The sequence below is a fragment of the Janibacter sp. GXQ6167 genome (genome assembly GCF_041365945.1).
Lineage (GTDB): Bacteria > Actinomycetota > Actinomycetes > Actinomycetales > Dermatophilaceae > JBGFSK01.
Map to the genome: position 1 here is coordinate 131,436 of NZ_JBGFSK010000002.1, position 12,543 is coordinate 143,978.

General features: G+C 66.6%; 10 protein-coding genes. 9 read left to right on the forward strand and 1 reads right to left on the reverse strand.

The window, feature by feature from the left end:
* The first annotated feature begins 18 nt into the window (after positions 1 to 18).
* From AB8K43_RS03455 to AB8K43_RS03485, 7 genes are all read left to right on the forward strand, one after another.
* A complete protein-coding gene (locus tag AB8K43_RS03455; protein WP_370891520.1) occupies positions 19 to 2,205 on the forward strand; it encodes a hypothetical protein in 2,187 nt (728 codons plus the stop codon).
* On the forward strand, positions 2,202 to 4,043 hold the full coding sequence (locus AB8K43_RS03460; protein WP_370891522.1) for a hypothetical protein: 1,842 nt from the start codon (positions 2,202 to 2,204) through the stop codon (positions 4,041 to 4,043). Before AB8K43_RS03455 ends, AB8K43_RS03460 begins: the two co-directional genes overlap by 4 nt.
* A 281-nt stretch (positions 4,044 to 4,324) precedes the next feature.
* A complete protein-coding gene (locus AB8K43_RS03465) occupies positions 4,325 to 5,167 on the forward strand; it encodes a hypothetical protein (protein WP_370891524.1) in 843 nt (280 codons plus the stop codon).
* Entirely contained in the window at positions 5,164 to 6,162 is a 999-nt protein-coding gene (locus AB8K43_RS03470; protein ID WP_370891526.1) for a hypothetical protein, read from the forward strand. Before AB8K43_RS03465 ends, AB8K43_RS03470 begins: the two co-directional genes overlap by 4 nt.
* A complete protein-coding gene (locus AB8K43_RS03475) occupies positions 6,159 to 6,716 on the forward strand; it encodes a TerD family protein (RefSeq protein ID WP_370891529.1) in 558 nt (185 codons plus the stop codon). The genes AB8K43_RS03470 and AB8K43_RS03475 overlap by 4 nt, the downstream gene beginning before the upstream one ends.
* Before the next feature lie 263 nt (positions 6,717 to 6,979).
* Positions 6,980 to 7,540, forward strand: coding sequence for a hypothetical protein (locus AB8K43_RS03480; protein ID WP_370891531.1), 561 nt, complete (start codon positions 6,980 to 6,982; stop codon positions 7,538 to 7,540).
* A gap of 49 nt (positions 7,541 to 7,589) precedes the next feature.
* Positions 7,590 to 8,141 (forward strand): hypothetical protein, encoded by a 552-nt coding sequence (locus tag AB8K43_RS03485; RefSeq protein WP_370891533.1) that lies wholly within the window; start codon positions 7,590 to 7,592, stop codon positions 8,139 to 8,141.
* 9 nt (positions 8,142 to 8,150) lie between these two features.
* On the opposite strand, the gene AB8K43_RS03490 is transcribed toward AB8K43_RS03485, so the two are convergent.
* Positions 8,151 to 9,095 (reverse strand): DUF2690 domain-containing protein, encoded by a 945-nt coding sequence (locus AB8K43_RS03490; protein WP_370891535.1) that lies wholly within the window; start codon positions 9,093 to 9,095, stop codon positions 8,151 to 8,153.
* 245 nt (positions 9,096 to 9,340) lie between these two features.
* Here AB8K43_RS03490 and AB8K43_RS03495 point away from each other — a divergent pair, with 245 nt between their 5' ends.
* A complete protein-coding gene (locus tag AB8K43_RS03495; RefSeq protein WP_370891537.1) occupies positions 9,341 to 10,057 on the forward strand; it encodes a response regulator in 717 nt (238 codons plus the stop codon).
* Between the two features lie 63 nt (positions 10,058 to 10,120).
* The gene (locus AB8K43_RS03500; protein ID WP_370891539.1) at positions 10,121 to 12,472 is read left to right on the forward strand and encodes a sensor histidine kinase; all 2,352 of its coding nucleotides are present in this window, start codon (positions 10,121 to 10,123) and stop codon (positions 12,470 to 12,472) included.
* Positions 12,473 to 12,543: the final 71 nt, after the last annotated feature.

The following is a 12,543-nucleotide window of genomic DNA, read 5'->3' on the forward strand; positions in this document are numbered from 1 at the left end:
GTGTTGACGAGCAAAGGAATGACGCTGCGTGATGCAGCGTTGCTGGCGGGATTGGGACTAACCGATCAAGGAGCCTTGGACCATGTGATCTGGGAGGAGCCGCAGCAGGTCTTCAAGGTGTTGGCCGAAGTGACCCAGACGGCGGGCGTCTCCGGCGAGCCCACGGTCGACCATGGGCTGGCGAAGAAGGACGAGGAGGTGGCCACCGCCGCCACCGCCGCGGAAGGTACGACGACCGACGATGATGCCGCCGCCCCGGCCGACGAACCGGACCAGGTCTTGGCTGGGTTGCTCCAGTGGCAACGCGCGGGGGTCGGCGACCACCCCGATCTGGCCGCGCTCGATGAGGCGACTCTCCGGCGCATCGCATCGGCGAAGATTACGAGCGCCGCGTCGCTGAAGGCACAGGCCGTCCGTTTTGGCTCGGCACGTTCCGTCGTCGCGAAATGGGCGGAAGAACTCTGGGGAGTGCTGGCCGGCGAATCGTTGGAACCGAGCGATCAGGATGAGCCGGAGTCGGCCGGTCCGAGCGATGAGCAAGAGGCCCCCAACACTGATCCACCCGCCTGGTTGCCCACTCCCGGTCCGTTTGCCAGCTACGACTGGTCACGATTGGACCAAGAGGCCCCGGAGCCGTCGGCGATGCTGATTAGTGCCTCGGGCGCTCAGATCGAGATGACCTGGCCGGATGTCGCCGTCAATGGCGAAGTCGTGCTGTACCGGGTGGTGCAATCACCTGACGCATGGCCGGAGGTCGCTCCTGACGAAACCGTCGCCGATCTGGTCGGTGTCGCGACGCACACTCGGGTCGTTAAGGCGCTGCCACAGATCGGGGCCGTCACCTACCTCGCGGTGTGGGCGAACCGGGGGGCCGATGAGCATGCCGCTCGCGCCGCGCAGCCCGAACTGATCGCCAAGGGGGAAGTGGTGTGGCCGCCCACGGACTTTTCCATATCGCAGACTCCCGCCGGGGAGGTGGCCGGTCTGTTCAAGGCGCCCCCGGGAGCCAGTGTTGAGGTTCACCGTTTCGGACCGGGCCAAAGCGTGCGCTATGACCCGCGAGCGGCGCTGCCCACCCCTTCGGTTCAAGAGTCCGGGTTCCTCGATTTGGAACCGCCCGTGGACGACCTCACGTACGCGGCCTTCACCGTCGCTCAACTCCCGAACGGCAAGAGGTTGCTCTCACCTGCTGCGGTGGCGACGGTCTCGGTCCATACGGAGCCGGTGGCCATCTCGTTGAGCGTGGTCTCGTCTCAGACACGCGCTGGCGCCTACGACATCTCGTGGGCGACTCCGGAGGTCGGAACGGTCGAGATCCACCTGACCAACGAGCAGCCGCCTACCGGGCTTGGGGACGAAGTTCGCTCGCCCGATGCGATCGAGCGAGCCGGCCTCGATGCCCGAACCAGGGTGCGGTACCCCCCAAGCAGCCAGGGGGAGCACACGGTGATCCGGAACGTGCAGTTGGACGAGGCCTGGGTAAGGGGCTACTTCGTCGCGGTGCACATCACCGGCCGCGAGAGCGCCCGCGTTGGCCCGACGGTGAGCCAGGTCAAGCCAAAGCCTCCGACGGATCTCATGCTTGTCGAACGCGTCGACTCTCAGGTGTTGCTTCTGGCCTGGCCCGATGGCATCGAGTTGATCGAGGTATTCCAGGGCCCGCGTGGGCAGGAATATCTCGACCCCTCGAGCGCCGAAGGGGTTGCGACCTTGAACCGGGATGAATATCAACGGATGGGCGGACTGCACATCACGAGGACCCTGCCCCCGAATGGGTGCTCGTTGCATGTCTTTAGCGTTCTCTATCAGGAGGGGATCCCGACCCGCTCCGAAGCCGCGCGAGTGGATTACGAGGGCATCACTCGGTTGCGATACCACTTCGATCCTGTCTGGCGAGACGGTGCTGACCCCCAAAAGGAAGCGCCGATCGCCTTGAAGTTGATGGCGAAGGCCGACGCCTTGATGCAGGACGAGCCGATGTGCCTGGTGGTGAAGGATCGCGGACTGCCTCTGCATCCTCAGGACGGACAGATGGTCCAAGACCTCACCGTGTCCTTGATGCCCGACACCGAGACGACCCTGGCGCAGATTCCGTGGGGCGCGAGGATGGGGACCGTGCGCCTCTTCCTTAACAAACGGCCTGCGGAGAGTGGGCAGATCGCGGTGCTCGATCCGCCCCTTCCGATGCTCAGGGTGGCTTTGTGACCGCGCAACTCACCTTCGCTAGCGCGGACTCGGTCGCTGGTCGCGCCCACGGTGGGTGGGGGGTGCTCGAACGCAGCCCAGGGCTCTCCCCCGAAGAAGAACGGATCATGATCGAGCGTGTCTCGGTCGCGATCCCGACGACGGTCTCGACCTTCCCCACTCCGGCAGAGATTGCGGCACGCCCCGTGCGACTCCGGATCCTTCCTCAGTCTCTGGGAACGGTGACTGTCACACGTTCGGTGGAAGCGGGACCCGATCACACGAATCGTCCAGGGAATGTTTTCACCCACGCGATCCTCGCCGAGCCCGCGCTGGAGACACGGCTGATCGATCTGTCTCGCTCGGAGTCGTGGCTTAGCCCCTTTGGTGCCCAAGAGGTCGGGTCGGCCCGCCTGCCGGCGGCGTTTACCGGACCCCGGGATGGTGGGGGGCTGGCGGCCGGTTGGTTCGTTGACGACGGTCTCGCGGTGGCTCCGGCGGTGCCCTGGGTCGTGGACGTGACGATCCAGGCGATCGCGCAGCGTCAGCCCGTTTGTTTGCTGGTCGAGGACAGCGACGAAGCCCTGGCCTGGATGAGCGTGATCTGCTGGCTCCTTGGACCGGATGAGGCTGCTCGATTGTCCTGTTCGACCCTGGAAGATTCCGCTGATCGCGCAGGGGAGCTCGGTCTCGACCTCGTCTGTGCGATCCGAGGCACCGTCGGTGATTGGCCAGGATGGGTTGTCGTCGATCCCAGGTGGGAAGTGGACGAAAGCCTCGCCGAAGCGAGCGGAAACTGGTCGTTGCCAAATGGCTCCGTCTGGCCTCGCCAATGGTGGTCCGACGTTGCGCCCGAAATGATCTGGGCGGAGCGAGAGGTCGTGGTGGCGGCACTGCGTCACCGGGACCGACTGGCCGACGAGCTGGTAAAGCACCATGGTTGCGAAGCCCCGGTGGCGTCGGAGGCGGCGCTACGAGCTGCGATTCTGCTCCAGCCGGGTTTAGTCCCCGTCGACCGGGATGGCGCTGTCCGAGATCTCATCGAGGTGCTGCCCCGGTCCGCGCGGCGGTCATCCCCATTTTGTGAGCTCGCGGGTGAAGAGGCGCTAGGAGCCATCGAGTTGGGGCCAACGCCCGTTAGTCGACAGCAGCCGTCATCGAACGAGGGCGGCGCAGGACTACAGGCCATTGACGATGTCGTCACAACGCCCGGTCAGTTCGTTGGAGCCACGGGGGTGTCGGATTGGAGCATCTCGACGATGCCTGCCTACCCGACCGCCGAGTCCGCTGCTCGTGCCGCGGGGTGGCTCGCAGCAGACGGAGTGACGCGGTCGTGGCTCATCGATCAGGGGAGATGGCCAAGTGTCCTCCGCCGCAATGATCCTGATGCCGGATCTGCGGTGCTACACCTCCTCGCGGCGGAACGTCGACTCGACATCGATCCGGGTCTGCTCGTCGAGTCGGTCTACGACTGGGACGTCGAACACTACGAGGCGGTGGTGACGGCGTTGCTGCAGATCGTGGTTCGGCGCTGGGTGTACACCCAAGAGACCATTCAGTTGGTCGGCGCAGGATGGGGCCGACTGGTCAAGGCCGTGGGGCGGATGGGTCCGGACGAGCTGCTCTATCTCGGAATCGTCGTCCACCCGTTGAATCGCTGGGTTGAGGGGGACCGCGACTCAACCCGGGCCGCGGAAGCGATCCACGAGCAAGCGCTGCGGGGGCCCAACCTGGATCTGTGGGGAATGGTGGATGGCTCCGGCCGCTCCTTGGCGGCCAGCGTGAGCCGCGTGCTCAACGGGATGGGCGCCCCGGCGACCTCAACGGGGCCATCGCCACGAAATGACGGGAGTATGTGATGGCAATTGTTCAACTCGGCGCCCAAGGGAAGGTGGCCGCGCCCCCATCCCCGTTCCTCCTTGAGCTGAACGCTCCGGATGGGGTGGTCCTGCGGCTTCGCGATGCCGAAGACCGAGAGACGATCATTCCGAGGCACCGGCTGAACGATCGGCGAGTCATTGTGTCCGTCGACGACCGGGGACTTTCGATCGGTGCGGCTCGCGCGGACGGTCAACCGTTTGAGCCCGCAGTGATGGTTGGCGTCACGATCTCGAGCTTGCAGACCCCTGATGATCACATCGTGAGGACGCAGATCGATGCCGGGGGACGGCCTCACGTGCGGTTGGTTCGCACCGCAGTCCTCGACTCGGTGGCTAGCCTGATCGACGCCCACGATGTGGCCTTCGAACCGCAGCCGGACGTTGATAAAGAATCCTCCGACGAGGGAGGAGTTTCGCAGGACCGCCCGACCATTGCCTCCACACCACGATTCGCATCGAGACCGGCTGCCGCCATCGAGCAGCGGGACTGGCATCGTCGTGGGGGCTACGCCTACCACGCAGGCCACGAGAGTGCTGCGCAGTCGGGCGCCTGGGCCATGGTGATCGACGGCTCGGCGTCGATGCGGGTGCGTGACCAAGGTGAGGTGGCGCGCCTCCTGGAAGCCATCATCGGGATTACGATCGCTGCTCGCCTCGGGGGGCCCGAGTCGGTCGGAGTTACCCGTTTGAATGGCAGCCGAGAGCTGGGCCCCGACCTCGATCACGACGTCGCCGACTGGTCCACCCTCTTCAGCGGAGCGCCGAGCCCCTGGTCGCAGGTCACGCCCGCGGTGCGGGCCGCAGCCCAGCAGGTCGGGCCGGGCGGGCTCGTCGTGCTGGTGGTCGACGGCACCCCGGTCGATGCCCTCGACCTTGTCGGATGGTCGAAGGAGAACCCGGAGCGAATCGAATTGCACGTGGTGGCGCTCGGGCGGTCCGGGTCGAAGCACCGCGAGGCGTTGCGGTGGTGGGAAGACGAACTCGTCGTCTTGGCACCTCTTCGCGAAGCCGGTCACCGGCTGGTTGCCATCGATGGACCAGCCGCCGTCGCGGATCACCCGACGGAACTCGCCGACGACTTGTACCCCCGGGAGCGCGGATGAGTACCTACTGCCCGTGCTGTGCAAAGGCGATCTCCTCCGCCGGGCCGTGTGTGAACTGCGCCTTCGACGTCCCGTCGGAGTGGCTTGATGACGTCCAGGTATCGCTGGCGATGACCGGAGCTCGGACGGCTGGCAAGACCGTCTTGATCGCCGCCATGATGTACCAGTTTGAAGAGTTCTTAGCCCGCCACCACCGTTCGTTCCTTACCGGTCTCGGTGATACGGCAGAACGCTTCCGAGACGACTATGAGACGCCCCTCTTTGAATTACGCCAGCTCCTTCCCCCGACTCCTCGCGCTGAGCAAGCGAACCTCAAGCCGCTGATGTGGACCTTCTCGGTCGGAGGGCAGAAGTGCTGCCTGTCATTGGTCGACGCGGCGGGGGAGGACTTTGAGACGCTACGGGCCGACGACCCACGGTTTGCTTACCTCGGCCACGCCGACCTGATCGTGGCGCTCATCGACCCGCTGAAGGTGGCTGGGGTCGGCGCCGTCCTCGCGGGAATCGCTAACGCTCCCCAGGGGTCCGGTCGCGACATTGAGGTGCTGCGCCGGGTCCTAAGGGCGCGCAACGCCCACCGCTCGCAGGCGAAGACGGAGCAGTACTTGGCGCTGACCCTGAGCAAGTTCGACGTGTTGCAGCAGATGCGAGACCTCCCAGCCGCTCCGTGGCAGTCGATCATGAATCGTCCGGGCTCGGCGATGCAGCGGGATCGGTCCTTCGGCACCGCCTATGACGACACCGTTGACGGAGACCTGCTCAACGCGGAACTGAACGGCCTGCTGCAGGCCATGGGGGCGGAGATGCTCTTGGCAGCGGCCGAAGAGGCCCAGATCCCCTACCGTCTCTTCGCGACCTCGGCTCTTGGGCTTCCGCCCACCCACGACGCTGTCCATAAGGGCGGGATCTGCTCCTATCGGGTCCTCGACCCTCTCAAAGCGGCGCTCAGCATGAAGATCGACGCGTCTCGAACCGAGAAGGAGTGGACGGCGTGAGCAGGGTCTTGCAGCCAGGAGGGGCGACCCGGATTGAGGTCAACGGGAAATCGCCTCATGCGGTTGGGGTGCTCGTCGACTGGGAAAACCCGGCAGCGGATCTCGACGTCACTGCCCTGCTATGCGACGCGCAAGGCAAGGTGCTGAGCAATGCTCACTTCATCTACTGGAGCGCCCCAGACGGGCCGGACCGTTCGGCCTTCATCCGTTCGGTGGGCGTCGGCGCACCGACGCGGCGAGGTGGCCGGGGCCAGTTTCTCGTCAACCTTGAGGATCTTGACGCGGGCGTCATCCGGATCTTCGTGGCGTTGTCGACGGTCGCAGCGGGCCACTCGATCGGCTCGGGCGGTGCTTTTCGGGTCCGTCTGGTGAGTTTGGATGACGGGTGGGAGATCGCCTCCTTCGGACCGGTCGCTGGCTCTCAAACGGACTATTGTCTCGTGCTCGGCGCCCTGGTCCGGGGGCCCGCCGGGTGGGACTTCCACGTCGTTGCCCAGCCCCACCCGCATGGCCTGAACGGGCTGGTTCGAGCTCACGGGGTGAACGTGCAGTGAGCCCATCACCGCCCGAACACGACGAAGGCTCCGCTAGAGAGCCGGGTATCGATCTCACGAAGGGTCCCCCTCGCGACGACAGTCCGGGGGCCTTGGATCCCGGACCCATCTATCTGCCCGTCAATGACTCGTCGACGGGTTATGGGGGGACGGATCCTGCCCCGGCGAGCGATCCGAACTCGCCGCCGGTACCTCCGGTCGGCCCCGCTCGATCAGGACTGACGTCGCGGGCGGTCCTGCTTGGCCTGCTCGCGGCGGGTGTCGTGGTGATCGCCGTCGCGGTCATCGCGCTCATCGTGGCGGTGCGTTCCTCGAGTCCGGATGACGTGGCCGCAGAGACGCCGTCCACCTACACCGAGACGATGACGGAGACAGCGACTGTCGAGCCGACCACGGAATCGACGACTATTACCCCGGAAGAGGAGGCGCTGGACTCGCTTCAAAGCCAGCGAGAAGCGTCGCTGAGTGGCTTGGACCTCGACAGTCGCTGGGTGGCGGTGCTGTCCGCAAAGTACGACGGCGTCAGCGACCCGCTTCAGCAAACATCGTCGGGAAGTCACACGTGGTACCTCCCCGACATCGTCGAACTGAACGACTCCCTCGTGGAGCAAATGGATAGCCAAGGGGTGTCGACCCTCGTCCTGTTGGCTACCGATTTCGGTCGCGACACCAATTCGAACTCCAACGAGATCTGGATGACGATCGCCGATCCGGGCGGTCTCTACTCGAGTGAGGATGTGACCAGCTGGTGCGAGAGCCAGTTCCCAGGACAGTCGGGGGAGGAACTCCTCAACTCATGCTTGCCGCGCCAGCTGCGTCCATAGGGGCGAGGCGTCGTGGCACCAAGGGAACCGACATGCTACGAATGAAGGCGTGCGCGCCACCCCCTTCGCCCTCAGCCTGATCATCGCTGCGGTTCCGCTTGCCGCCTGCACCACCGAGAGCGCTTCGTCGGTCGAGACCACCCAGGTGAGTCCGCCGGCCCCACCGCCGAGCCACGACTACACCCACCCGTGGTACGGCTTCGTCCTGCCAGTGCCCGACTGGCTCGGTGAGCCAAAGGATTCCGGCGACGGCACTGGGGTCATCTGGTCGGCGCGTGATGTCACCCTCGTCGCACGAGGTGGTCAGCTGCCGAAGGGGGACAAGCTCACCCCGGAGAGCGTCGATGAGCAGTGGGAGAGCGCCGGCGGTGAGGTCACCTACCGTTCGACCGAGGACGAGCAGAATTTCAGCATCAGCGGCTACACCGATAACTCGCGCGACACCATCTTCTACGAGCGGTACCAGGTGGAGGGACGCAATTTCCGGCAGACCCAGTGGCGCTATCCCACCGCGATGAAGGTGGAGATGGACGCACCGGTGACCGCAACCGTCGTCAACTACTCGACCGGTCCCATGGGTAAGGGTCTCCCCACGAAGTAGCCGGGTGCGTCAGCAGATGTCGTCGCCGATGACGATCTGCCGGTTGCCGACATAAACCCAGGCGGCCGCGCACATCGTGTCGCTGCGGTCGCGGCGCACCAGCATGCCCGTGTAGGTGGTGCGCACGTTGGGATCAGCGGCCCGCTCCATCCGATTCTTGTCGCCGAGTTGATAGACCTGCACCGCGACCCGGTTACCGATTGCCCGCCCGTCAAGGCGTTCGACCCGCGCCCAATAGGACTGGCAAGCGGGCGAGTAGACGAGCTTGAGGGTTCCTTCGGTGTGGGTTTCTGATGCGGCGATCCGGGCGTCGTTCATGCAAAGGGATTCGTTGGGGTCATCCCCATCGCTCACCGTGACCGAGCCAGGAGCCAGGGGCGCCGCGACGACGGTCGGTGACCCCCTTCCGAACACCGCCCAGGTCACCGCCGAGGCCAGGAGCGCGCAGGTAACAGCGATGAGCGCGGTCGCGAGCCAGGTCGGGCGTTTCCAGGTTCGGCGCCGCGGGGTGTCCGAAGGGGGAGTGCCGGCCTCGTCGTGAGCGGGGCCGTCATCCTCAATCCGCGCGTCGTCACCGCCAGAAGACGAAGGGGGGTCATCGATCGAGGCGGGCGGTGCGGCGGCGGTGGCCCGAGCAGGGGTCGGGGCCGGTTCCCCCTTCACAACCCGCGCGCGGCGGGCGAGCCATGCGTCGACCTCGTCGGGCGCGAGGACGCCGACCATGGCCGCGACTACCCGCCGACTGGGGAGGCGGTTCGTGCGGGTGACGGCGTCATTGAGGGTCGATTTGCTCAGGCCGGTCCGAGCGGAGAGAGCGGCGAACTTCGGGGAACCGCTCTCGATCCAGAGCTCTCGGAGGTCGGCGACGAGCGCCGCAACCGCCTCTTCCCGACTTGTGTGGTCGGCAGGGTGATCCCCCGGCGCCAGGCGGCGGGGGTCCCCTGCAGTGCTCACCCAACTCACGCTAGCGAGCCAGATCTCCCGGTACGAAGGGCCTTCGGGCGGTTGAACGCCGAATTGTTATCGACTCTGCTTAAGACTTCAACAAGTCCGCAGCGGACGGTCCGCGGTGGCGGACGAGACGCGCTTCATATCGACCATGGGGAGCGTCCTGCAGGGTGGTCGGCAGACGCCCATCAGTCGGTCGCGAGCGATCCCCGTCGCCGCGCGGCCACCGATCCCCCTTGAGGAGATCCCCTGTGCCTGCCTCGCTTGCACCTGCCCCGATCGCCGTCGACACCGCACCACGCATGGTGCCCCATGAGGGGGCGTGGCGCGTCGCCGCGGTCGATGATCACCCGTTGCTCGTCGAAGGGATCGCCTCGGTCCTGGCCCGAGCCGGGCAGGACCTCACGTGGCTCGGTGCCGCGAACTCCTGGTCGGCGCTGCAGGAGCTCCTCACGAGGGCGACGCCCGACATCGTCCTCGTTGACCTCCACCTCGGGGACGGGTCGGATTCTGCCGAGGTGATCAGGCACCTCGCTGCGGAGGGGATCCGCTGCGTCATTCTCACCTCTGAACTCAGGCCAGTACCGGTGCGCCGGGCGGTGGCTGCGGGCGCGGTCGGTCTGATGCTGAAGTCGGATCCCGTCGAATCCATGGCCGCCACCTTGGACGCGCTGCGCACCACCCCCTTCGCCGTCTCGAGCGACCTCGCTCATGTGATCCTGACCGACCCCGCGGCGTGCGCTTTGCTGACCGGAAGGGAGCAGGAGATCCTGGTGCTCCTTGCCGAGGGCTACACCCGAGAATCGATCGCTCGGCGCACGACCGACGGGATCACCGAAGCCACCGTCTCGAGCCACCTGAACCGCGCCAAGCGCCGATACACCGCGCTCGGTCGGCCGGTGTCGTCATCGATCGAGTTGCTCCGAGAGGCACTCGCCGATGGCTACCTGCAAGGCGAGCAGCGCTAGCTCCGCAGACGACTGCTCAGCCGTGCGCAGCAGCCCCTCACCTCAGGTGGTGAGTCCCAAACCGTGACCGCGCCGACCCATCGCGGCGAGCGGATCGCCGCGCACCTGCCGTCCCGTCCGCAGCTGCCGCAGGCGAGGACGTGGAGCGAGGCGGCCTGGATCGCGCTGCGCTGGCTGGCGCTCATCGTGGTCCTCACCAACGCCGCAGTTCAGGGACCGACCGTCGTCGGCCTCATCGCGACGAGGGGGGTCCCCGCGATGATCGCGCCCCTCATCATGGCGGCGGCGCAGATCGCGATCTTGCGGTATTTCTGGTCCACCGACAACGGTTGGCCACGTCCGCTCTCTCGGACGGGGGCGGCACGCGTGCTCCTCGTCTCGACGATCGGGATCACGGTCGCAGCGATTGTGACCCCACCCGACCCGGTACCCGCGTCATGGTGGCCGATCCAGCACGTCTTCGTCGTCGGGATGTATGTGATCGCCGTCAGCCTCGGCTCGATCCGCGGATGGCTAGTCGGCGGAGGATGGGTCGTCGCCGTCGGCGTCGCGATGTACGGCTCGTGGATCGGCGGACCGGCGAGCGCCAGATGGCAACAGGGGACCATCCAGGTCGGGCTGGTCTTCGCCATCATGGCGACCACTCACCTCGCGATGCGCGGCATCTCGCGTTACGCCCAGGCCGCTGATCGCGCCGCGGCAGCGCAGCGGGCCGCCTCTGTGGCTGAGGAGCAGGAGTGGCGCGCCGCCAAGATCCTCCAGGAGAGCCGCCGTTTCATCCATGACGAGGTGATGTACGCCCTGCGCGTCATCGCTATGGATCGTCGCGATGTGCCCGCCGAGCAGGCACTCACGGCATCCCGCGAACTGAAGGACCGACTCTCCGTCACCCACCAGACACCAGCGCTCGCGGGCGGGGCAGACTTGGTCCCCGCTCTTCGTCACCTCGACATCGGGGGCGTCGACGTGACGTATGTAGGCCCGTCGAGAGCCTTAGTGGTTCGGCCGGTCGCCATGGTCATCGTCGACGCCGTCGCCGAGTGTTTGCGCAATGTCGCCCGGCACTCGGGGACCTCGGCCGCGACGGTGCGGGTGACTCGATCAGGAGCCGCGGTCGAGGTCACCATCCGCGACGATGGTGACGGTTTCGATGTCCATTCGATCGACCCCGAGCGGCACGGGCTTCGGGACTCCGTCGTGGCCAGGATGGAGGACATCAAAGGGCGGGCCCTGGTGAGGTCGGCTCCCGGAGCCGGCACCACGGTGACCCTCTCCTGGGCACCTCGCCAGGTCACCGCCGTGGGCCAGCGCTGGCATTGGGAGGACGACACACTTGCTGGACTCGTCGACCTCGCCCTGCTCCTTTGCACCCCTCTTGTCGCGATGGGCCTCGTCACGAGCGTGGTGCTGTGGGACGAGTGGACCCATCCGGTCCTTGCCGTGACCATGATGGTGGCTGGCATCGCCAGCGTCTTCGCCCTGGTCCGGCGGGGGAGGAGCGATGGCCTCAGTTGGCGGGGGTCGCTCGCGATCTCGCTGATCGCGATCCTCGTGGTCGCGGGCGCGACCTTCTGGATCCCTCCGGGCGTAGCCTCGGCGCTCGCAAATCCCGCGATCGGAATTGCGGGCTTGGCGCCGGTGGTGCTCGTCGTTTTCCGGCCGCGATCAGAGGCCGTCATCCTCGCCATCGTGCTCGCGGTGATCGGTTGGTGGGTCGCGGAGACCCACATGGGGCTTGCGGGACAGCCCGGGCAGTACTGGCCGATGGTCTTGGCCCCGGTCCAGGCGGCACTCTGCAGCCTCGTGCTCCGAGCGGGGTTGGACTCGGCCGGGGCCCACGCGGCGGCCGCTCAGCAGGCCGATCGCCACGCCGCTCTCCTCACGGCTCAAGTCGACGCCCTTCGCACGGAGGTATCTGAGCATCTGGATCGGGTGAGTTCGGCGGCGCGGCCCTTCATTGCGGCCGTCGCTGACGGCGCGCTGGACGTTCGCGATGATGCGGTCCGGGCACGCGCGGATCGGTTGGAACGCGTTCTGCGCGAGGACCTTTCGCTCGGCTACGCCCCCGGGATCCGCTGGGCGGCGAACCAGTTGCGTGAGCGGGGATGGTTCGTCACGGTCCGGGTGGAGGCCGAGGACATCGACGATGGGGGCAGCGCTGCTCCCTTCACCAAGGCGGTTCCGTCACCGGTCGATCGGGCCGTGCGGGCTCTGACGGCCGAGGCGATCTCCGAAGGGGTGGCTGGCGATCTGCCCAGCGGCCCGCGCTCGCCGATGGCCTCGGCGGATCGCGGGTACGCGACGATTTCCGCGACCACCATCGCGGGACAAACGAGCGTGACCGTATTGCTGCTCGACAACGCCGGCTGCGCCCGCCCTTACCAGCAGGATTTGCCGGCCGGACAGATTCCATGAGGTCGTGCGCCGCGAGCATCGCAAGGCGAGACGGTGGCGACGACTCGGCCACGAGGAGACTCCCAGTGAAT